Origin of the sequence: Aeromonas sp. 3P, assembly GCF_051919745.1 — a bacterium.
In the GTDB taxonomy this organism is placed as follows: Bacteria; Pseudomonadota; Gammaproteobacteria; order Enterobacterales; family Aeromonadaceae; genus Aeromonas; species Aeromonas veronii.
The window spans coordinates 1,855,881-1,876,620 of the sequence record NZ_JBQBED010000001.1 but is presented as its reverse complement, the minus strand read 5'-3'; the positions used below and the strand labels follow the sequence as shown (position 1 = coordinate 1,876,620).

The 20,740-nt window shown below is 60.4% G+C and carries 18 protein-coding genes and 1 pseudogene; 15 read left to right on the top strand and 4 right to left on the bottom strand.

All coding sequences use genetic code 11. From position 1 onward, the window contains the following. Positions 1 to 22 precede the first annotated feature (22 nt). Complete coding sequence (gene torC / locus ACTG19_RS08395; RefSeq protein WP_083243727.1) at positions 23 to 1,189, bottom strand: pentaheme c-type cytochrome TorC; 1,167 nt, start codon at positions 1,187 to 1,189, stop codon at positions 23 to 25. 145 nt (positions 1,190 to 1,334) lie between these two features. Here torC and torR point away from each other — a divergent pair, with 145 nt between their 5' ends. Continuing rightward, the gene (torR, locus tag ACTG19_RS08390) at positions 1,335 to 2,048 is read left to right on the top strand and encodes a two-component system response regulator TorR (RefSeq protein WP_042080622.1); all 714 of its coding nucleotides are present in this window, start codon (positions 1,335 to 1,337) and stop codon (positions 2,046 to 2,048) included. Positions 2,049 to 2,084: 36 nt separating this feature from the next. Here torR and ACTG19_RS08385 read toward each other — a convergent pair whose 3' ends face one another. Together ACTG19_RS08385 and torT are read right to left on the bottom strand one after the other, a co-directional pair. Beyond that, complete coding sequence (locus ACTG19_RS08385; protein WP_064338669.1) at positions 2,085 to 2,489, bottom strand: GFA family protein; 405 nt, start codon at positions 2,487 to 2,489, stop codon at positions 2,085 to 2,087. Positions 2,490 to 2,526: 37 nt separating this feature from the next. Next, positions 2,527 to 3,573 (bottom strand): TMAO reductase system periplasmic protein TorT, encoded by a 1,047-nt coding sequence (torT, locus tag ACTG19_RS08380; protein ID WP_439988967.1) that lies wholly within the window; start codon positions 3,571 to 3,573, stop codon positions 2,527 to 2,529. 70 nt (positions 3,574 to 3,643) lie between these two features. Here torT and torS point away from each other — a divergent pair, with 70 nt between their 5' ends. Further along, positions 3,644 to 6,469: a TMAO reductase system sensor histidine kinase/response regulator TorS gene (gene torS / locus ACTG19_RS08375; RefSeq protein WP_113739058.1), complete on the top strand. Its 2,826-nt coding sequence runs from the start codon at positions 3,644 to 3,646 to the stop codon at positions 6,467 to 6,469. 51 nt (positions 6,470 to 6,520) lie between these two features. Here the strand turns inward: torS and ACTG19_RS08370 are convergent, their stop codons facing one another. Next, on the bottom strand, positions 6,521 to 6,805 hold the full coding sequence (locus tag ACTG19_RS08370; protein ID WP_100654434.1) for a hypothetical protein: 285 nt from the start codon (positions 6,803 to 6,805) through the stop codon (positions 6,521 to 6,523). A 324-nt stretch (positions 6,806 to 7,129) separates the two neighbouring features. Here ACTG19_RS08370 and glyA point away from each other — a divergent pair, with 324 nt between their 5' ends. The 13 genes and pseudogenes from glyA to ACTG19_RS08305 all read left to right on the top strand — a co-directional run bounded on the left by glyA (position 7,130) and on the right by ACTG19_RS08305 (position 20,624). Then, positions 7,130 to 8,383, top strand: coding sequence for a serine hydroxymethyltransferase (gene glyA / locus ACTG19_RS08365; RefSeq protein ID WP_005338884.1), 1,254 nt, complete (start codon positions 7,130 to 7,132; stop codon positions 8,381 to 8,383). Between the two features lie 150 nt (positions 8,384 to 8,533). Beyond that, positions 8,534 to 8,983: a transcriptional regulator NrdR gene (gene nrdR / locus ACTG19_RS08360; protein WP_005338880.1), complete on the top strand. Its 450-nt coding sequence runs from the start codon at positions 8,534 to 8,536 to the stop codon at positions 8,981 to 8,983. A 97-nt stretch (positions 8,984 to 9,080) separates the two neighbouring features. Then, positions 9,081 to 10,189 (top strand): annotated as a pseudogene (gene ribD / locus ACTG19_RS08355) (bifunctional diaminohydroxyphosphoribosylaminopyrimidine deaminase/5-amino-6-(5-phosphoribosylamino)uracil reductase RibD). A gap of 55 nt (positions 10,190 to 10,244) precedes the next feature. Further along, a complete protein-coding gene (locus ACTG19_RS08350; RefSeq protein ID WP_113739056.1) occupies positions 10,245 to 10,898 on the top strand; it encodes a riboflavin synthase in 654 nt (217 codons plus the stop codon). Between the two features lie 149 nt (positions 10,899 to 11,047). Next, positions 11,048 to 12,157 carry a bifunctional 3,4-dihydroxy-2-butanone-4-phosphate synthase/GTP cyclohydrolase II gene (ribBA, locus tag ACTG19_RS08345; RefSeq protein WP_113739055.1) on the top strand — a complete coding sequence of 370 codons (1,110 nt, stop codon included), beginning with the start codon at positions 11,048 to 11,050 and terminating at the stop codon, positions 12,155 to 12,157. Between the two features lie 203 nt (positions 12,158 to 12,360). Next, positions 12,361 to 12,831 (top strand): 6,7-dimethyl-8-ribityllumazine synthase, encoded by a 471-nt coding sequence (gene ribH, locus ACTG19_RS08340; protein WP_005338866.1) that lies wholly within the window; start codon positions 12,361 to 12,363, stop codon positions 12,829 to 12,831. Positions 12,832 to 12,845: 14 nt separating this feature from the next. Beyond that, positions 12,846 to 13,259, top strand: coding sequence for a transcription antitermination factor NusB (gene nusB, locus ACTG19_RS08335; protein ID WP_005343514.1), 414 nt, complete (start codon positions 12,846 to 12,848; stop codon positions 13,257 to 13,259). A 57-nt stretch (positions 13,260 to 13,316) separates the two neighbouring features. Beyond that, on the top strand, positions 13,317 to 14,276 hold the full coding sequence (thiL, locus tag ACTG19_RS08330; protein ID WP_113739117.1) for a thiamine-phosphate kinase: 960 nt from the start codon (positions 13,317 to 13,319) through the stop codon (positions 14,274 to 14,276). Beyond that, a complete protein-coding gene (locus ACTG19_RS08325) occupies positions 14,273 to 14,767 on the top strand; it encodes a phosphatidylglycerophosphatase A family protein (RefSeq protein WP_113739054.1) in 495 nt (164 codons plus the stop codon). Before thiL ends, ACTG19_RS08325 begins: the two co-directional genes overlap by 4 nt. A gap of 487 nt (positions 14,768 to 15,254) precedes the next feature. Further along, positions 15,255 to 16,979, top strand: coding sequence for a dipeptide ABC transporter ATP-binding protein (locus tag ACTG19_RS08320; protein WP_005349510.1), 1,725 nt, complete (start codon positions 15,255 to 15,257; stop codon positions 16,977 to 16,979). Between the two features lie 70 nt (positions 16,980 to 17,049). Then, on the top strand, positions 17,050 to 18,606 hold the full coding sequence (locus tag ACTG19_RS08315) for an ABC transporter substrate-binding protein (protein ID WP_021230378.1): 1,557 nt from the start codon (positions 17,050 to 17,052) through the stop codon (positions 18,604 to 18,606). A gap of 99 nt (positions 18,607 to 18,705) precedes the next feature. Further along, positions 18,706 to 19,680, top strand: coding sequence for an ABC transporter permease (locus tag ACTG19_RS08310; protein WP_113739053.1), 975 nt, complete (start codon positions 18,706 to 18,708; stop codon positions 19,678 to 19,680). A gap of 2 nt (positions 19,681 to 19,682) precedes the next feature. Then, on the top strand, positions 19,683 to 20,624 hold the full coding sequence (locus ACTG19_RS08305; RefSeq protein WP_040068611.1) for an ABC transporter permease: 942 nt from the start codon (positions 19,683 to 19,685) through the stop codon (positions 20,622 to 20,624). The last annotated feature ends 116 nt before the right edge of the window (positions 20,625 to 20,740 follow it).

Sequence of the window (20,740 nt, the reverse complement as noted above, 5' to 3'; positions counted from 1 at the left end):
TATTCCTCTTTCGAATCCGGACTTAGTGGCTGCCCTGACCACCGGTATCGGCGGCATGGTTTTGCAGGTATTTGAGCAGGGTGCGCTCCTCTTCCTTGCTCAGGCGATAGTAGGCAGACATCGCCTTGAGCCCCGAGATCCAGCCGTTGGCAGTGAAGTGAGCGGGATCCGGCGCGCCGTGGCAGGAGTTGCAGGTGGATTTGTACATCTCGCCGGCGTAATCCCAGATTGGCTTGAGCGAGGACTCAAAGCCCTTGCCATCGACCCAGGCTTGCACCTGAACCTGTTCCCACTTGATATGGGTGGCGCTGTCGGTCTCCTGTTTGAGCACTTTCTCGCTCGCTTTCAGTTCGTCACGGATGGTGGCGACGAAGACCCGCTTGCCCATGTATTCGCTCAGCACCCGGCCCTTGCCATCGCTCTCGCGCCACCCTTCGATGGTCACCTTGAGGCGATCGCCGCTGCGGTCCACCACGTCGATGCGGGAGGCGGGCAGCAGTTTGCCGACCGGGTCGCTGCTCTGTTCGCTGGCATAGAGATCTTTTTCACCCAGGTTGTAGAGGGTCTCGGTGGCTGGCGCCTCTTGCGCGTCGTTGACCAGGGTGGCGTAAGTGGCCCGGAAGCCGCCCGCCATGTTGGGCAGTTCGTGGGCGATGCCCTTGTGGCACTCGATGCAGTTCATGTTCTTCGCCGCCGCATCTTTCATCGCCAGCGCAGCCGCCGGGGACTGCTTGGCGTGATCCATGTTGTCGTAGCTGTGGCAGGACTTGCAGGTCTTGGAGTTCTGGCTACTCATCCGCGCCCACACCTTCTCGGCCAGATGCAGGCGCCGGTCCTCGAACTTCTCCTGGGTGTCGATGCTGTGGCCTATGTACTCCTGATAGAGGTCGTTGGCTGCCTCCATCTTGCGGGCCACCTTGCCGACGAAATCCTTCGGCTGGTGACAGTCGGTACAGACCGCCTGTACCCCTGAGGCATTCTTGAAGTGGATGGACTCCTTGTACTCCGGATAGACGGTGTCTTTCATGGAGTGGCAGGAGATACAGAATTCGAGGCTGCTGGTTTTCTCAAAGCCGTAGTGCAGGCCGACGGTGCCCGCGAGGGTGACGCCGACGCCCACCAGAAGCAGTGCCAGTACCGACCAGCGACGGCTGGGGGTGCGCAGGAAGTGCCACAGTTTTTTCATCATGCTCTCTCACATCACTTTTTTGATGGGAGCCATGATAGGGAGGCGTTGTGAACAGGGCTGCCGCCACAAATTAATGAAATAGGGGTATTTATGACAAAATGTGAATAGAATAATCCTCCCTTGTCGACCATCGTGAACCCTGCCCATGAGCTACCACATTCTGGTTGTTGAAGATGATGCGGTTACCCGCGAGAAGCTGACCGGCTATTTCGAGCGGGAGGGCTATCGGGTGACGGCGGTCGAAAATGGCCAGGAGATGCGCGCCGTGCTGGCGGAGCAGACGGTCGATCTGGTGATGCTGGATATCAACCTGCCGGGAGAAGATGGTCTGCTGCTGACCCGTGAACTGCGGGCGCGCAGCACGGTGGGGATCATTCTGGTCACCGGCCGCAGCGATGCGGTGGACCGGATTGTCGGCCTCGAGATGGGGGCCGACGACTATGTCACCAAGCCGTTCGAGCTCAGGGAACTGCTGGTGCGGGTCAAGAATCTGCTGTGGCGGATCTCGCTGGCGGCCGCCGCGCCGAGCGAGCCTGCGGTGGCTGACGATGCGGTGCGCTTTGGCCCCTGGCGTTTTGATATTCCCCGCCGCCAGCTCAGCAAGGACGGAGTGCCGGTGCGTCTGACCAAGGCCGAATATGAAGTGCTGGTGGCCTTTGTCGCCCATGCCGGGCGGGTGCTCAGTCGGGAGCGGATCCTGACCCTTATCAGCCATCGCGGCGATGGCCCGAGCGATCGCACCATAGACGTGTTGATCCGGCGGCTGCGCGGCAAGATGGAAGCGGATCCGCGGGATCCCCAGCTGTTTGTCACCGTCCATGGTGAAGGCTATCTGTTTGCCGGTGAGATAGCCTCCTGACCCCGTTGCGGTGGCCTTGACCTGTTTGACCGGCTCTCAGACCGGCGGGCGGGTATCAAATTGCGGGCAGTCGTCGCCAATCTGGTGCCAGGGCGCCTTGGAGCCGACAAAGATGTGAAACGCGGGTCGCTGGCTCGGTACATCGTCCAGCACCCCTAGTCGCAGATTGATCTTGCCGCTGCTGCTCTTCTGGCTGAACAGGCTGGAGCCGCAGTGACGACAGAAGGCCAGGGTGGTCTCTGCCGATTTCCGGTAGCGGCTGATGGCCTCTTCCCCCTTCACAATGGTGACCTTGTTGCCATCCAGTCCGCCGACCGAGGCGTAATCTCCCCCTGAAAACTTGCGGCATTCGCTGCAGTGGCAGTTCCCCATATAGTCGAACTGATCCGGCAGGGTCAGGGCGATGGCGCCGCACAGGCAGCTTGCATGTAACTCTTTCATCTCTTCTCCTTGAGTGTGCTAATCGGATTTGGAACGGCTATTCGACCCGATAGACGGGACGAAAAGCGCCATCCGAGAGGGAATCTGCGGGGTCGGCCAGCGGCGCAGACAGCGTCAGAATGGGTGGCCCCATCACCCGCGGACACTGTTCGGCACTGGCATCAGGGTGTTGCAGCAGGCAGACCGCCTGAGCGACCGCAAGGCGCCCCTGCAGCCGCATCTGATCGCTGTTGGCGGCCAGGATCTTGCCCCGGCGCAGTCCCCGCTGTATCCCGTGGCTGAAGTAGGTGCTCAGCACCCGTGGTCTGTCGAGATGGCGCTGCGCCAGCTCGTTGACCGCCACTTCGGCGGCGATGGCGCCCCCCACCAGATAGTCGAGGTCGGGATAGCGGGCCAGCGTCTGCTGCACCAGCGTGCGCTGGATTTCCCGGCTGTTGTCGCCGCGCTCGGTGGTGACCAGCTTGATGGCGCTCCCCTTGATGGCATCGGCAAAGCCCGGCTCTACGAAGTTGTTGCCGCCACTCGCCTGCGGGCCGGGGAAGAGGGCGACCGAGACCGGCTTGCTGCCGGCGGGGTGACGCTGCGCCAGCCAGTGGCCAATCTGCCAGCCCATCTGGTACCAGGAGACCCCCACCTTGGCCTGCACCAGACCGCTGGGCAGATCGTTGACCAGTCCAAAGAGCGGCAGCGGCGTGGCCTTGATTGCCTCGCGCAGGCCCTGATAGCTCACCGCGCCGAGCAAGATGGCATCGCTCCCTTCCTGCACGCAGCGCAGCAACTGCTGGCGCTGCTCGGCGAGGGCGCCGTAACCCCCTGCTTCGTGGATCTGCAACTTGACTCCCAGCCGCTTCGCCTCGTCTACCATGCCCTGATTGACCGAAAGCCAGTAGGCGTCGCGCAGATGGGGGTAGAGGGCACAGAGGGTCAGCGGTTTGGTTGCGGCGGCCGGTTCCTGCCACTGCTGGCGCACCGGCTTGCCGCTGAATTCGCCGCCGGTCCAGATATCGACCGCAAAGGCGAGGGCGGCGCGGGGAAGCATTAGCAACCAGATCAGCAACAACGGGGAGAGATAGACGCTTCGCATGGTCAGGGGTTTTGTTAAAGTGTTGGGCCATATTATCCGGTCAAAGCCGACCACAACCAAGGGACTTCCCGTGAGAATCTTTTCTGGCTTGGGTGGCAAGTTGCTGCTGGCCTTCTCCCTGATGGCGTTGCTGACCCTGAGTGCCTCACTGCTGGGCTGGGTGGGGCTTAGCCATCTGCGCCAGTTGGAGCAAGGGGTGCAGCAGACTCTGGCCGATCAGGAGCTGGCCCGCACGCTCTCTCGCCTCAGCGGCGAGATCCAGAGCGCGTCACGGCTGCTGGCCACCGCAACCAGCGAGCAGGAGCGGGCGCATCAGGGGCGCTTGCTCACTCTGCAGGGGCAACAGTTGCAGCAGGTACTGGCACAACTTGGCCGTGGGCAGGGTTCAACAAGCCTCGATCAGCTCAGCAAGAGCATTATCGGTAATCTGGGTCAGCAGGGCTGGCTGGTGGGAGAGCGACTGACCCTGATGGCGCAGGGGGAGGCGCAGCGGGCCCGTCTGGTGGCGGCGGCTGGGCAGATCGCCGAGCTGGCGAGAAGCCAGATGGAGAACGCCGAAACCGTGATGGTGGCGGGGTTGGGTTCCCTCTACCAACAGCAAGGTGCGCAGGCGACCCGGACGCTGGACCGCCTGCTGGAGCAAGATCTTGACTGGCTGGAGCAGATGACCGAGCTGCGTCATCGTACCCTGATGCAGCAGCAGCGCATCGAGGAGATGTGGCGCAGCGAACGACAGGAACAGTTGCAAACGCTATTGCAAGAGGGGCTGCGGGAGCTTGCTATCTTGCAACTGCGAGCCGGTGCGGTGACCGATCCGGCTCGCCGTCAGGCGGTGGAGCAGGCGCTGACCGTGCTGGCGCAGAGCGACAAGCTGGTGCAACTGCGCAGTGACTGGCTCGGCAAGGGGGAGGCGCTGCGGGTGCTGGCCAATGCCAATGAAGCCCTGATGAGCAGTCTCAACCAGCAAGTCGGAGAGCTGGTCAGCCGTGCCCGCGATTCGCTGGGGCAGAGCCAGCAGGCGCTAAGCCAGCGTCTCAGGCTGCTGGAGCAGGCGTTGATGGCCATTGGCCTGCTCACCCTGCTACTACTGATGCTGCTGATGTGGCGCATGGTCTATGGCCGGATCGTCTGGCCGCTGCAACGGGCTGTGGCGGGGATGAGCCGGTTGGCTCGCGGAGATCTGGCTCCCCTTGAGCCGATCGCCGGAGCGGGACGCGATGAGCTGGCGGAGCTGGGCCGGGCCTTGCAGGTGTTTCGTGACAATGCGGTGGAGCTGGGCCGCTATCAGCGCGAGCTGGAGTCGCGGGTCGAGGAGCGCACTGGCCAGCTCAGCCACGCCAACGAGCGGCTCAATGAGGAGGTGGAGAAGCAGCGGCAGGCCCGCGCCGAGGCAGAGCAGGCCAACCGCGCCAAGTCGGTGTTTCTCGCCACCATGAGCCACGAGATCCGCACCCCCATGAACGGCATTCTGGGCGGATTGACACTGCTGGAAGATACCCATCTCAGCGATACCCAGCAGCGCTATCTGGCCGCCATCGAGCACAGCGGCGAATCCCTGCTGGAGATCCTCAACGACATTCTCGACTACTCCAAGATAGAGGCGGGCCATGTGGAGGCACGCCGCGAACCCTTCCCCCTGTTCCAGCTGGTGGATGAGCTCAGCGCGTTGTTTCGGCCAAAGGCTGCGGCCAAGGGGGTCACTCTGGCGCTGGAATATGCGCCCGGGCTGGCGCCTGTGGTCGAGGGAGATCTGGGCAAGCTGCGCCAGGTGCTCGGCAACTTGCTCGGCAATGCGGTCAAGTTTACCGCCCGTGGCCAGATTACCCTGATGGTAGCGCCTCTTGCCTGCCAAGGTCCTTGCGCCGAGCCCTGCATCCGCTTCATGGTGCGCGATACCGGCCCCGGCATTCCGGGCGATGAGCAGGAGGCGGTGTTCGAGGCGTTTCGCCAGCGCAAGCGCGATATAGGCCATCAGGGCGGCACCGGGCTAGGACTGGCGATCAGCCGCAAGCTGGTGGCCGCCATGGGGGGCGAGCTGATCCTTGCCAGCGAACCGGGCAAGGGGTGTGAATTCAGCTTCAGCCTGCCCTTGCAACGCTCGAGTGCTCAATTGCCCGCCGAGGCACAGCCGCTGCACCTTGGTCAGTCCCGCGACATCCTGCTGGTGGAGGATAACGAGATCAACCGGCTGGTGGCGCACGGCATGCTGACCCGCCTCGGCCATCGCGTCACCCTGGCGGAGGATGGTCGCAGCGCACTGGCGCTGGTGACCGAGCATCCCTTCGAGCTGGCGCTGCTCGATATCAATCTGCCCGATATGGACGGCATGAGCCTGCGCGAGGATCTGGCCGCCATCAGCGAGGAGATGCATGAGCGGCCGCTGCCCGCCATCGCCATCTCGGCCCAGATGTATCCGGAGGATATCCGCCACTGCCTTGCCGCCGGGTTTGTCGATTTTGTCGGCAAGCCGGTGCGGCTGGCGGTGCTGGCGAACGCCATAGATCAACTATTTCGGCAAGAAGGGGCCTCTATCGAGCCGCAGGTGCAGTTATCAGTAGCCGTGCCCCCAACTAACCAGCCCGGGTGGGCCAATCCGGTACTGGATGCCGATCTGCCCCTGCTCGGCATGGCGCGGATCCGCCAGCTGGTCGCGCTGTTTGAGTCGCAAGGGCGGGTGTTGGTAGATAAGTTGGCTCAGGGTGAGGGGAAAGAGCAACGTCAGCTGGCGCACAAGCTCAAGGGGAGTGCGCTGGCGCTGGGGTTGACCGAATTTGCCAGCCACTGTGCTGCTCTTGAGGCGGGGGGCGGTGAGGCTGCGGCAATCGGGGCGCAATTTGACGCGGCGTTGAGCGGGTTGCAGCAGTGGCTGGTGGCCAACAGGGATGCGCCGTTCTGATCCCTGCTGGCGATGTACGGCGTTTAGGGAGGGTGGCCAGCCCCTGCGCCGTTATTCGATCTCCCGAAATAGCACCTGCTTGCACTTGGCGCAGACCCATTCCCGGCGAAAATCGGTCAGGTGCACCATACCTACCTCCAGCAACTCGTGGTGGCCGCAGTGATAACAGAAGATGATGTCGCCATCGACTGATTCAGGGTGGGCCGCCAGATATTCGGCTTTGGTGGGGAGTTGATCCCACGAGGTGGTGGGGAGATGTTTGCGTTGGCTGGTGTAGTAGACCCAGTAGAACAGAAAAAAGACAGCCAGGATCACGAATGTCAGCAGATGGTCCATCTTGAACTCCTCCGGTTAGGTGCAGCCCCTCGGATGCATGGCTGCAATCAGCTCCATCATCATTAAATTTGTTTCGAATGAATATGTTACAGGATGGATAAAGAGGGCGTTGTGATCCCCTTCGGGTTTTGCCCGCCCGCAGCGGGATGAAAAATGTGCCGTTTGGCGGAGCGGCCAGAGTATTGAACTGGGAGGGAATCTTGCTTTTTACAACATAAATTCAACATTTTTTTAGGTGGTTGGACTGTCTCTTTGATCCAGCTCACGTTACAATGCCCGCGCCCACTTCACCTAACGCGCAAACGATTTTCAGGAGAGAAACGGATGTTGAAACGTGACATGACCATCGCCAATTATGATCCGCAATTGTGGCAGGCCATCACAGACGAAACCCGTCGTCAGGAAGAGCATATCGAGCTGATTGCGTCTGAGAACTACACCAGCCCCCGTGTCATGGAAGCCCAGGGCTCCCAGCTGACCAACAAGTACGCCGAAGGTTACCCCTCCAAGCGTTACTACGGTGGTTGCGAGTATGTGGATGTGGTCGAAACCCTGGCTATCGAGCGCGCCAAAGAGCTGTTCGGTGCCACTTACGCCAACGTGCAGCCGCACTCCGGCTCCCAGGCCAACAGTGCCGTCTACATGGCCCTGCTGCAGCCGGGCGACACAGTACTGGGCATGAACCTGGCCCACGGTGGTCACCTGACCCACGGCTCTCCGGTCAACTTCTCCGGCAAGCTCTACAACATCGTGCCTTACGGTATCGATGAGTCCGGCAAGATCGACTACGACGACATGGAACGTCAGGCTGTCGAGCACAAGCCGAAGATGATGATCGGTGGCTTCTCTGCCTACTCCGGCATCGTTGACTGGGCCCGCATGCGCGAAATCGCCGACAAGGTCGGTGCCTACCTGTTTGTCGACATGGCCCACGTGGCTGGTCTGATTGCCGCTGGCGTTTACCCGAACCCGGTTCCCCACGCTCACGTGGTCACCTCCACCACCCACAAGACCCTGGCCGGTCCGCGCGGTGGTCTGATTCTCTCCGCCGCTGACGACGAGGAGCTCTACAAGAAGCTCAACTCCGCCGTCTTCCCGGGTGGTCAGGGTGGCCCGCTGATGCACGTCATTGCCGGTAAAGCCGTTGCCTTCAAAGAGGCGCTGGAGCCGGAGTTCAAGACCTATCAGGCTCAGGTCGTGAAAAACGCCAAGGCGATGGCTGCCACCTTTATCGAGCGCGGTTACAAGATCGTCTCCGGCGGTACCGACAACCACCTGATGCTGGTTGATCTGATCGGCCGCGAGCTGACCGGTAAGGATGCTGACGCTGCGCTGGGCAAAGCCAACATCACCGTCAACAAGAACTCCGTGCCCAACGACCCGCGTTCCCCGTTCGTCACCTCCGGTGTGCGGATCGGTACCCCGGCCATTACCCGCCGCGGTTTCAAGGAAGCCGAGTCCATCGAGCTGACCCACTGGATCTGCGACGTACTGGACAACCACGATAACGATGCCGTGCTGGCCACCGTGCGCGAGAAGGTGCTGGATATCTGCCGCCGCTTCCCGGTTTATGGCTGATAAGTCAGACCATCCGGTTTGAGACCAATGCCACCTGCGGGTGGCATTGTTTTTTCTGGCTTTTACCGGTTTTGGATGGCCGTGCTACACTGGCCGACCTAGATCCTGGCCCGCCGGGCCGGTCCCTGTTCCATTAACGCCGGAGGTCCGATGCATTGCCCATTCTGTAGTGCGGTTGATACCAAGGTGATCGATTCCCGCTTGGTGGCAGAAGGCCATCAGGTGCGCCGCCGTCGTGAGTGTCTGCTCTGTCACGAGCGTTTTACCACCTTCGAGATGGCCGAGCTGGTGATGCCCCGCGTCATCAAGTCCAACGGTTCCCGCGAGCCGTTCAACGAAGACAAGCTGCGTGCCGGCATCCTGCGGGCGCTGGAGAAGCGGCCGGTGAGCATGGAGGCCATCGAAAAGGCGGTCAACCATATCAAATCCCGTCTGCGTGCCACCGGCGAGCGCGAAGTCGCCTCCGAGCTGGTGGGCAATCTGGTGATGGATGAGCTCAAGAGTCTGGACAAGGTGGCCTATATCCGCTTTGCCTCCGTCTATCGCAGCTTCGAAGATATTCGCGAGTTCGGTGAAGAGATTGCCAAGCTGGAGAAGTAAACCGCCATTCTCACCCATGTTGCCGCGTCCGATTACGCTGCGCTAATCGAACCTACGATACTGCGTAAAGCCGAGATGTGTTGTCAAAGGAGCCCGAATGTTTAGTCAAGATGATTACCAATGGATGAGTCGGGCCCTCGAACTGGCCCGCCGCGGTCGCTACACCACGGCCCCCAACCCCTGCGTCGGCACCGTGCTGGTCAAAGATGGCGTGGCGGTTGGCGAAGGGTGGCATCAGAAGGCGGGCGAGCCCCATGCCGAGGTTTACGCCCTGCGCGCCGCCGGTGACAACGCCCGTGGCGCCACCGCTTATGTGACCCTCGAACCCTGTTCCCACCACGGCCGTACTCCCCCCTGCGCTGAAGCCTTGATCAAGGCCGGTGTAGCCCGAGTGGTCGCGGCCATGGTTGACCCCAATCCCCAGGTGGGCGGACGCGGGCTGCGGATGCTCTCCGAAGCGGGGATCAAGACCGATTTCGGCCTGCTGGCGAGTGAAGCCGAAGCGCTCAACCCGGGCTTTTTCAAGCGGATGCGTACCGCCTTCCCGCGGGTGACCGTCAAGCTGGGGGCCAGCCTCGATGGCCGCACCGCCATGGCGAGCGGCGAGAGCCAGTGGATCACCTCCCCGGATGCGCGCCGTGACGTGCAGCGGCTGCGGGCCCGCCACGATGCGGTGCTCTCCAGCGCCGAAACCGTGCTGGCTGACGGTGCCTCTCTGACCGTGCGCTGGGACGAGCTTCCCCCTCGGTCAAGGCAAGTTATCCCAAAGAGACCCTGCGCCAGCCGCTGCGGGTCATCGTCGACTCGCAAAACCGCCTCACACCCGACTTGCCGCTGTTCCAGAGCGAGAGCCCAGTGCTGCTGGCCCGTCACAAGGCGTCCGGCGAGTGGCCCGAGTGGGTGCAGCAGCTGGAGCTGCCGCTGCTGGATGGCAAGCTGGATCTGGTCAGCCTCTTCATGCTGCTGGCCAAGCAGAATGTCAACTCGGTACTCATCGAGGCGGGCCCGCGGCTCTGCGGCGCTCTGCTGGAAAAAGGGCTGGTAGATGAGCTGGTGCTCTATCAGGCACCCAAACTGATGGGTGACGAAGGGCGCGGCCTGTTCCATCTGCCGGGCCTGACCCGGCTGTTCCAGGCGCCCAAGCTCGCCATCAAGGACGTGCGCATGGTGGGGCCGGATATTCGCATTACCGCCAAAATAGCCTGATTTATCAATGTTCAAGGGGGCATAATCAGCCCCCGTCATCAGCAAGGTGATCTGCATGTTTACCGGAATTATCGAAGCGGTGGGAACCCTGGCCGAACTGCGTCGTCAGGGCGATGACATGGCCCTCACCGTCCACGCACCAGGTCTGGATTTTAGCGACGTCAAACTGGGCGACTCCATCGCCACCAACGGCGTCTGCCTCACCGTGGTGGCGCTGGGCGACAAGAGCTATACCGCCGACGTGTCGCTGGAAACCCTCTCCCGAACCGGCTTTGCCGCCGCCAAGGTGGGCGATCGGGTCAATCTCGAGAAGGCTCTGATGCCCACCTCCCGCCTCGGCGGCCATCTGGTCTCCGGCCACGTGGACGGGGTAGGGGAGGTGAAAAGCGTCTCCAGCAGCGGCCGCGCCATCGAGTACTGGATCAAGGCGCCGGGCGAGCTCTCCCGCTATATCGCCGAGAAGGGCTCCATTGCGGTAGATGGCATCAGCCTCACCGTCAACGCCGTGCAGGGGGACCTTTTCCGTCTGACCATCGTGCCCCACACAGCCCAGGAGACCACCATCGCCAGCTGGAAGCCGGGCCACAAGGTCAACCTCGAGGTGGATCAGATCGCCCGCTATCTGGAGCGGCTGATGATGGGGAAAAGTCAGGAGAGCAGCGCCTCGACCCTGACCATGGAGACGCTGGCCAAGGCCGGTTTTCTCTGACGGTGTGCGCTGAATCTGGCCACCAAAACGATTTTCTGTGATCCCGCTCTGATTGAAATGGAGCCGCTAGCCCCAATCTAGAGCAACATACACACGCATTTGCGTTGAGCCTGCGGGCTCAACCCCCAAGCACACTGATGGAGTAGCCCATGGCGCTGAGCACAACCCAGGAAATCATTGCCGATATCAAGGCTGGCAAGATGGTGATCCTGATGGATGACGAGGACAGGGAGAACGAAGGGGACCTCATCATGGCCGCCTCCTGCGTCCGTCCGGAGGATATCAACTTCATGGCCCGCTACGGCCGTGGCCTTATCTGCCTGACCCTGACCCGGGATCGCTGCAAGCAATTGGCGCTGCCGCTGATGGTGGATCGCAACAATGCTCAGTTCTCCACCGCCTTTACCGTCTCCATTGAGGCGGCAGAAGGGGTGACCACAGGTATCTCCGCCGCCGATCGCGCGGTGACCGTGCAGGCGGCTGTGGCGGCCAATGCCAAGGCGGCCGATCTGGTGCAGCCGGGCCACATCTTCCCGCTGATGGCGCAGGATGGCGGCGTGCTGACCCGTGCCGGTCACACCGAAGCGGGCTGTGATCTGGCCCGTCTGGCCGGTTTCGAGCCTGCCGCCGTCATCGTCGAGATCCTCAACGAAGATGGCACCATGGCGCGCCGTCCGGATCTGGAGCTGTTCGCCGAGGAGCACGGCATCAAGCTCGGCACCATCGCCGACCTTATCGAGTACCGCAACCAGCACGAGACCACGGTCGAGAAGGTGGCCGAGTGCAAGCTGCCCACCGAGTTTGGCGAGTTCGATCTCATCACCTTCCGCGATACCATCGACAATCAGGTGCACTTCGCCCTCAAAAAGGGTGAGGTACAGGCCGATCAGCCGACCCTGGTGCGGGTTCATCTGCACGATGTGCTGAGCGATCTGCTGTTGACCGACCGCCATGCAGCCCGAAGCTGGCCGCTGCCAAAATCCATGGCCCGCATCGCTGACGAGGGCGGCGTGCTGGTGATTTTGGGGGCGGAATCCCATGGCGCCGAGCTGCTGGCTAGGGTCAAGGGTTTTGAAGCCGCCGACAAGGGGTTGGCGCCGGAAGGAGCCAAGTGGCAAGGCACCTCGCGCCGTGTTGGTGTGGGTTCCCAGATCCTCAAGGCCCTTGGCGTGAGCAAGATGCGCCTGTTGAGCTCGCCGAAGAAGTACCATGCCCTCGGCGGTTTCGGTCTGGAAGTGGTTGAGTACATCGGCGAGTAACATACTACCAGAGAAGTACCATCCCCTTCCGGGCGGTTTCGGTCTGGAAGTCGTGGAATTTACCGGCGAGCAAGTGCGCCGGACTGGTTACATCGCGATCATGGCCGTCTATTGCGGCCATGGTTTTTGTCGTGGGTCTGTTGTGCTAGAATGTGCGCACTTTTGACTCCGGCCCTTTTGATTGCACAGATACAGGATTTCCAATGAAGGTTATCGAAGGAAATATCGCCGCTCCTGAGGCGCGCGTTGCTATTGTTGTTGCCCGTTTCAACAGCTTCATCAACGACAGTCTGGTGAACGGCGCGGTGGACGTACTGAAGCGTCAAGGTCAAGTGCAGGACAGCAACCTGACACTGGTAAAAGTGCCGGGCGCGGTTGAAATGCCATTGGTCATCAAGAAGCTGGCCAAGAGTGGTCAATACGACGCCATCGTGGCGGTCGGTACTGTCATCCGTGGCGGCACCTACCACTTCGACCTGGTGGCAAACGAGAACAGCAAGGGCATGGCCCAGGTAATGATGGAATATGAAATTCCCGTTGCCTTCGGTGTGCTGACCACTGAAAACATTGAACAAGCCATCGAGCGTGCAGGTACCAAGGCGGGTAACAAGGGTGCAGAGGCTGCACTGGCAGCGCTCGAAATGATCAACGTCCTGAAAGAACTGGACGTGTAACGAGGAGAAGTACATTGAAACCGTCTGAGCGCCGTAAAGCCCGCCATTGCGCCACCCAGGCCATCTACCAGTGGCAGATGACCAAGGCTAACGTGGGTGACATCGAAGAGCAGTTCAAGATCGATCAGGACACCAAGGGTGTAGACCTGAACTATTTCCGCGATCTGCTGTTCGGGGTAGCCCTCCACTGCAGCGAGCTGGACAAGGTGTTTGCACCTTTCCTCTCCCGTCCGCTGGAAGAAGTGGACATGGTGGACAAGGCGATCCTGCGTCTGGCGACCTACGAGCTGACCCGTCGTGATGATGTACCGCCGCGCGTGGTCATCAACGAAGCGATCGAGCTGGCCAAAGCTTTTGCTGCCGATGACAGCCACAAGTTTGTCAACGGTGTACTGGACAAGGTGATCAAGTCGCTGAACAAGCGTTGATCCTGCTGTCCGTCAGCATCTAAGAGAGGAGCCAGCTTATTGCTGGCTTTTTACTGTATGGGTGAATTTGAGCTGATTGATAAGTACTTCAAGGTCCCCCACGCCCGCAAGGACGTGGTGATGGGCCCTGGAGATGACTGTGCCCTGCTGACCCTGCCCCCCGATACCCAGCTGGCGGTGAGCACCGACACTCTGGTGAGCGGCGTACACTTCTTTCCCGACATGGATCCGGTGGATCTCGGCTACAAGGCGCTGGCGGTCAATCTCTCCGATCTCGCCGCCATGGGGGCCGAGCCGCGCTGGGTATCGCTGGCGCTGACCCTGCCGGCTATCAACGAGAGCTGGGTCGCCGGCTTTGCCGAAGGGTTTCTGGAGCTGGCCGAGTACTACAACGTCGCGCTGGTGGGCGGAGACATGACCCGCGGGCCGCTCTCCATCACCATCTCGGTGAAGGGGTCGGTGCCTGCCGGTCGCGCCCTGATGCGCAGCGGCGCCAAAGCCGGTGACGGCATCTATGTGACCGGCACTCTGGGAGATGCCGCGCTGGCGCTCTCCCACCTGCTGGGCAAACGCACCCTAAACGAGAACCAGCTGGCTGCGGTGCTGCCACGGCTCGACCATCCCCATCCCCGCATTCTGGCCGGTCAGGCGCTGCGCGGGCTGGCGGGCAGTGCGCTGGATCTCTCCGACGGGCTGGCATCGGATCTCGGCCATATCCTCAAGGCCTCCGGCGTGCGGGCCCAGATCGATCTCGATCTGCTGCCGCTCTCGCCGGTGCTGCAGGATGCGGTGAGCGAGCAGGAGGCGTGGCAACTGGCGCTGGCCGGTGGCGATGACTACGAGCTCTGCTTTACCGTACCGGAGGAGCACCGCGGCGCGCTCGATACGGCGCTGGCCCACAGCGGGGTCAAGTTCAGCCGTATCGGCCGCATCGTGGCGGGCGAGCCGGGCATCGACTACCTGCGTGGCGACCAAGCGGTCGAGTTGCAACTGAAAGGGTGGGATCACTTCGCATGAGTTTGTTCAGGATAAAGCCCGAGCTGACACGACTGGATCTGAAAAATCCGCTTCATTTTTTGGCGGTGGGATTTGGTTCCGGTCTCAGTCCCAAGGCGCCGGGCACCATGGGAACCCTGGCGGCCATTCCGCTCTACCTGCTGGTGAGCGGGCTGCCGACCTATTGGTTTATCGCCTTGCTGGCGGTGGGTTTTGTTGTGGGGATCCGTATCTGCCAGAGCGCCACCGATGCCATCGGCATGCCGGATCACGGCGCCATCGTCTGGGACGAGGTGATCGGCTTTGGCGTCACCATGATCGCAGCGCCAGCCGGCTGGGAGTGGGTGGTGGCGGGCTTCGCGCTGTTCCGGTTGTTTGATGTGCTCAAGCCCTGGCCCATCTCCTGGTTTGATCGCCGGATCCACGGTGGTCTGGGCATCATGCTGGACGATCTGATCGCTGGCCTGATCGCCCTGTTTTGTATGCAATTACTGGCATTCTGGCTCGGTTGAGAGTCATCTTCCGGGGGATGACCGTTCTGGCATCCCCCGATTTATATCTGCTTAATTTTCATTCATCGGCATATGCTGCCGTTTATCATCCATTTCACATAAATATTCACTACTCATTCGGGGCTGGTGATCGTTTTGGAAATAGTGATAAATGCTGCTTGTTGCGTTGTTGTTGAAATTAAAGTAATGATACCAATAGATGTACGGACGCACCGGCCATTTGTGTGATGAAAATCATCATTTATCTCTGATGAATTGGTGGTTATCTGCACAAAACATTGCGGAATTGTATAACTCAATCATTTACACCCGTGGTCAAACCGTCTAAGTTACTCGCGGGTTATTCCAAAAAAATGCAAAAAACCCGCCCGGATCGCTGGTTTCGCTGCCTCATGGATTGAGCAAATATTGCCCAAGGTAACAACCGGCATCTGCGGCTGATTTACGGACGAATTATTTGGGACGGATGTCCCCCGCAGAGGTAAACATGTCCTTGCTCGAAGTAAAGAACTTGCGGATCGAGTACCCCTCCCGCTACGGGGTGCTGGCCGCGGTGAAGGATCTCTCTTTCTCTATCGAAAAGGGTGAGATTGTCGGGGTGGTCGGTGAATCCGGCGCCGGCAAGTCCACCATCGGCAACGCCGTTATCGACCTCCTGAGCCCGCCGGGTCGCATCGCCCGTGGCGATATCTATCTCAATGGCGAGCTCATCTCCGGCAAGAGCCAGAACGAGATGCGGGCCATCCGTGGCTCCCGTATCGGGTTCATCTTCCAGGACCCCATGACCTCCCTCAACCCGCTGTTCACCGTTGAGCATCAGCTGGTGGAGACCATTCTGGCCAATACCGACCTCTCTCGCGAGGCTGCTTTTGCCAAGGCATTGGAGCTGATGGGGGCAGTGGGGATCCCGAGTCCGGAGCTGCGCATCAAGCAGTATCCACACCAGTTTTCCGGTGGCATGCGTCAGCGGGTGGTTATCGCCATTGCGCTCTCCTGCGATCCGGAGCTGATCATCGCCGATGAGCCGACTACGGCGCTGGACGTCTCCATTCAGGATCAGATCCTCCAGCTTATCCGCGCCCTCTGCAAAGAGCGTCAGGTGGGCTGCATGCTGGTGACCCACGACATGGGCGTGGTCTCCAACGTCACCGACAAGGTGGCGGTGATGTATCGCGGCGATCTGGTGGAGTTCGGCCTGACCGAACAGGTGTTGGGCAGCCCCAATCACCCCTATACCCGCAGCCTCATCTCGGCGGTACCCCGCTCCGACGTGAAGCTGGTGCGTTTCCCGCTGGTCTCCTATATCGAGGATGCCAGTGCGCCGGATACCAATATCGACCTCAAGACCCACTGGCTCGGCCAGAGTCAGGACGAGCGTGCCTATGAAGGGGCGCTGCTGCGGGTGGAGAACGTCGATCTGAAGTTCGTCACCAAGGACTCCATTTTCCCGAGCCGCCGCCAGTATGTGCGCGCCTGCAACAACATCAGCTTCGAGATCTTCGAAGGGGAGACCTTCGGTCTGGTGGGGGAGTCGGGCTCCGGTAAATCGACCATTGCCCGCGCCATCACCGGTCTCTATCCGCCTGATACCGGCAAGATTTTCTTCGAGGGGATCGATCTGACTGCCCTCAAGAGCGAGCGCGAGCGTCGCCCGCTGCGTCGCCAGATGCAGATGGTGTTTCAGAACCCCTATTCCTCGATGAACCCGCGGATGAAGGTGCGCGACATCATTGCCGAGCCGATCCGCTTCCATCAGCTGGCGAGCAGTGAGAGCCAGATTGAGGGGATCGTCGGCGATCTGCTGGATCACGTGGGTCTCGGTCGTGGTGCCGGGGTCAAGTATCCCCACGAGTTCTCCGGCGGTCAGCGCCAGCGTATCTCCATTGCCCGCGCCCTGGCCACTCGCCCGCGCTTCCTCATCTGCGACGAGCCGACCTCGGCGCTGGATGTGTCGGTGCAGGCCCAGATCCTCAACCTGCTCAAGGATCTGCAGCAGGAGCTCAAGCTCACCATGCTGTTTATCAGCCACGATCTGCCGGTGATCCGCCAGATGTGCGACCGCATCGGGGTGATGCAGCACGGTCATCTGGTGGAGGTGGCCGAGACCGAGAAACTCTTTACCAATGCCGAGCATGAGTACAGCCGCAAGCTGATCTCCCTCATGCCGGAGTTCAAGGGAATGTCCCGCGAGGGGCTGGAAATCGCAAGCTAGGAGAGCGCCGGTGCGCCGGTCTGCTTGTCAAAAAAAGTGTCATAAGAAAGCCAAAAGCATGGAGAACAAGATGAAGAAAGGATTGTCCAAGATTGCCCTGGCGCTGTTTGCCGCCGGTTTCGCCTTCAGTGTCTCAGCCGCTGATATCAAGGTGGGGGTCGCTTCTGACGCCACTTCGCTGGATCCGCAGGAGCAGCTCTCCGGTCAGACCCTGGAGATGTCGCACCTGGTATTCGATCCCCTGATGCGTTACACCCAGGACCTGCAGTTCGAGCCCCGTCTGGCCGAGAAGTTCGAGCGTGTCGATGACAAGACCGTCCGCTTCCATCTGCGCAAAGGGGTCAAGTTCCACTCCGGTAACGACTTCACCGCAGACGACGTGGTGTGGACCGTCAACCGCCTGAAATCCTCCGTCGACTTCAAGGCGATCTTCGATCCCATCAGCGAAGTGAAGAAGGTCGATGACTACACCGTGGATCTCGTCACCGCCAAGCCGTTCCCGCTGGTGCTGCAGACCGTCACCTACATCTTCCCGATGGACTCCAAGTTCTACACCGGCAAGACCGAAGCGGGCAAAGACAAGGCCGAGATCGTCAAAAACGGCGACTCCTATGCCTCTACCCACGTCTCCGGTACTGGCCCGTTCACCGTCAAGTTCCGCGAGCAGGGTGTGAAGCTGGATTATGCCCGCAACGCCAACTACTGGGACAAAGCCTCCAAGGGTAACGTCGAGAACCTGACCGTGGTGCCGATCAAGGAAGATGCGACCCGTGTTGCAGCCCTGCTGGGTGGCGACGTGGACATGATCTATCCGGTTGCGCCGAACGATCTGGAGCGCGTGAAGAATGGCAAGGATTCCCAGCTGGTCACCCTGTCCGGTACCCGCGCCATCATCATCGAGCTGAACCAGAACACCAACCCGGCGCTGAAAGACAAGCGTGTACGTCAGGCGATCAACTACGCCATCAACCAGGTGGGCATTGTCGAGAAGATCAACAAGGGCTTCGGTACCCCTGCTGGCCAGCTGAGCCCGAAAGGCTATGCCGGTCACAACGAGGCGCTGGTGCCCCAGTATGATCTGGCCAAGGCCAAGGAGCTGATGAAAGAGGCCGGTTACGAGAAAGGCTTCAAGATGACCTTCATCTCCCCGGCTGCCCGCTACGTCAACGACGTCAAGATTGCCCAGGCTGTCTCCGCCATGCTGGCCAAGATCAACATCAAGGTGGATCTGAAGACCATGCCGGTGGCCCAGTACTGGCCTGAGTTTGACAAGTGCGCCGCAGACATGCAGCTGATTGGCTGGCACTCCGACACTGAAGATACCGCGAACTTCTTCGAGTTCCTGACCTTCACCAAGGATGCCAAGACCGGTATGGGTCAGTACAACTGCGCCGGTTACGCCAACGCCGAAGCTGACAAGCTGGTGATGGATGCCAACGCCGAGACCGATCCGGCCAAGCGTGCAGAGATGCTGAAGAAGGTCGAAGCCATGCTGATCGAAGATGCTGCCTACGTGCCGTTGCACTGGGAAGATCTGGCCTATGGCGCCAAGAAGAACGTCGACATCAAGCCAGTGGTCAACGTGATGAACTTCCCTTACCTGGGTGACCTGGTGGTCAGCAAGTAAGAGAACGTCGCAAGGAAGGACGGGGCGGGGTGGTCAGCTGGCCACTCCGCCCACTAACAGAAGCCTGTGCCACGACACAGGCCACGTAGAAGGACAAGCATGTTTACATTCCTGCTGAAACGGTTCTATCAGGCCGTGATAGTGATGTTCGTCATCAGCCTGGTCGCCTTCTCCATCCAGGACAACCTGGGTGACCCGTTGCGTGAGCTGGTGGGACAATCCGTCTCCGAAGCCCAGCGTCACGAGTTGCGCGAGAAGATGGGCCTTAACGATCCCTTCCTCATCAAATACAGCCGCTTTCTGAAAAATGCGGTGCATGGGGATTTGGGCACCTCCTATTTCTTCAAGCGACCCGCTCTCGAGGTGATCCTCGACAAGCTGGTGGCTACCCTTGAGCTGGTGTTTGCTGCCGCGCTCATCATCGTGGTGGTTTCCATTCCACTCGGTGTCTATTCGGCGATCCGCCCGCGCAGCATTCCCACCAAGATCATCATGGCGGGGAGCAGTATCGGCATCTCGATCCCGGTATTTTTGACCGCCATCATGCTGATGTACCTCTTCTCCATCCAGCTGGGCTGGCTGCCTGCCTATGGCCGCGGCGAGACCCATAACCTGCTGGGCTGGGAGTCGGGCTTCTTTACCTGGGATGGCATCCTGCACCTGATCCTGCCCGCGGTGTCCCTCTCTTCCATCATGCTGCCGCTGTTTATCCGGCTGGTGCGCTCCGAGATGCTGGAGCAGCTCTCCTCCGAGTACGTCAAATTCGCCCGCGCCAAAGGGCTGGATAACAACAAGGTCTACTATCAGCACGCTCTGAAGAACACCATGCTGCCGGTTATTACCGTCGGCGGGGTGCAGATCGGCACCATGGTGGCCTACACCATTCTGACCGAGAGTGTGTTCCAGTGGCCGGGTACCGGCTTCCTGTTCCTCGAGGCGATCCACCGGGTCGATACGCCCCTCATCACCGCCTACGTCATCTTCGTGGGACTGATCTTCGTGGTGACCAATACCCTGGTCGACCTGCTCTACGGGTTGATTAACCCGACCGTTAACCTGACTGCCAAGGGGTAAGCATGAGTAACGCTGTAACTGCAAGCCCAAGCCGTTGGGCACGATTCAAGAACTCTGACATCGTCTACTACTTCCTGCGGGACAAGGTAGCCATGTTCAGCTTTGCGGTGTTTGTGGTGTTCGTGCTGGCGGCGCTGCTGGCGCCCTGGCTCGCCCCGCACAACGTCTATGACCAGACCAGTTTTGATCTGATGGATGCCGAGTTGCCCCCCTCTTGGCTCGAAGGCGGCGAGGAGCGCTTCTGGCTTGGTACCGATAACCAGGGGCGGGATATCTGGAGCACCATTCTCTATGGCGCCCGTATCTCTCTCACCATCGGCCTGTTTGCGGTGGCGCTGCAGCTGGTGCTGGGTATCGTCATCGGTCTGATTGCCGGTTACTTCGGTGGCCGCATCGACAACCTACTGATGCGCTTTGCCGACGTGCAGTTGTCGTTCTCCACCATGATGGTGGCGATCATCATCTCCGCCATCTTTCAGGCAACATTTGGCTCCGAGTTTTACTCGAAGTTTGCCATCATGATGCTGGTGGTGATCATCGGTATTGCAGAGTGGCCGCAGTATGCCCGTACCGTGCGCGCCTCTGTGCTGGCGGAGAAGAAGAAGGAGTATGTGGAAGCGGCCAAGGTGATGGGGTTCCGCGCACCGCGCATCATGTTCCGCCACATTCTGCCCAACTGTTTGTCGCCCATTCTGGTGATATCCACCGTGCAGGTGGCCAACGCCATCATGAGCGAAGCGGCGCTCTCCTTCCTCGGTCTGGGGATGCCGGTTGATCAGCCCTCGCTCGGTTCGCTTATCAGCGTCGGCTTCAACTACATCTTCTCCGGCTCCTGGTGGATCACCGCCTTCCCGGGCATCTGTCTGGTGGTGCTGGTGCTGGTCATCAACCTGCTGGGTGACTGGTTGCGGGATGTGTTTAACCCCAAGATCTACAAAGGTTAACGCGGGCTGATTCTGAGGCGCCGAGTCGCAGCTATCAGGTCATTTGGATAAAAAATCCGAAACCGGTTTGGCCGGTTTCGGATTTTTATTGGTCTTGAGCAGACAGCTTGTTGATT

Bases quoted from the DNA above. Each gene is read 5' to 3' on its own strand.
- ACTG19_RS08325 (WP_113739054.1), top strand. From the start codon at position 14,273: ATGAGTTTGTTCAGGATAAAGCCCGAGCTGACACGACTGGATCTGAAA.
- ACTG19_RS08385 (WP_064338669.1), bottom strand. From the start codon at position 2,489: ATGAAAGAGTTACATGCAAGCTGCCTGTGCGGCGCCATCGCCCTGACC.
- ribH (WP_005338866.1), top strand. From the start codon at position 12,361: ATGAAGGTTATCGAAGGAAATATCGCCGCTCCTGAGGCGCGCGTTGCT.
- torR (WP_042080622.1), top strand. From the start codon at position 1,335: ATGAGCTACCACATTCTGGTTGTTGAAGATGATGCGGTTACCCGCGAG.
- ACTG19_RS08320 (WP_005349510.1), top strand. From the start codon at position 15,255: ATGTCCTTGCTCGAAGTAAAGAACTTGCGGATCGAGTACCCCTCCCGC.
- torT (WP_439988967.1), bottom strand. From the start codon at position 3,573: ATGCGAAGCGTCTATCTCTCCCCGTTGTTGCTGATCTGGTTGCTAATG.
- ACTG19_RS08315 (WP_021230378.1), top strand. From the start codon at position 17,050: ATGAAGAAAGGATTGTCCAAGATTGCCCTGGCGCTGTTTGCCGCCGGT.
- ACTG19_RS08370 (WP_100654434.1), bottom strand. From the start codon at position 6,805: ATGGACCATCTGCTGACATTCGTGATCCTGGCTGTCTTTTTTCTGTTC.
- ACTG19_RS08310 (WP_113739053.1), top strand. From the start codon at position 18,706: ATGTTTACATTCCTGCTGAAACGGTTCTATCAGGCCGTGATAGTGATG.
- thiL (WP_113739117.1), top strand. From the start codon at position 13,317: ATGGGTGAATTTGAGCTGATTGATAAGTACTTCAAGGTCCCCCACGCC.
- torC (WP_083243727.1), bottom strand. From the start codon at position 1,189: ATGATGAAAAAACTGTGGCACTTCCTGCGCACCCCCAGCCGTCGCTGG.
- nrdR (WP_005338880.1), top strand. From the start codon at position 8,534: ATGCATTGCCCATTCTGTAGTGCGGTTGATACCAAGGTGATCGATTCC.
- ACTG19_RS08305 (WP_040068611.1), top strand. From the start codon at position 19,683: ATGAGTAACGCTGTAACTGCAAGCCCAAGCCGTTGGGCACGATTCAAG.
- ribBA (WP_113739055.1), top strand. From the start codon at position 11,048: ATGGCGCTGAGCACAACCCAGGAAATCATTGCCGATATCAAGGCTGGC.
- ACTG19_RS08350 (WP_113739056.1), top strand. From the start codon at position 10,245: ATGTTTACCGGAATTATCGAAGCGGTGGGAACCCTGGCCGAACTGCGT.
- glyA (WP_005338884.1), top strand. From the start codon at position 7,130: ATGTTGAAACGTGACATGACCATCGCCAATTATGATCCGCAATTGTGG.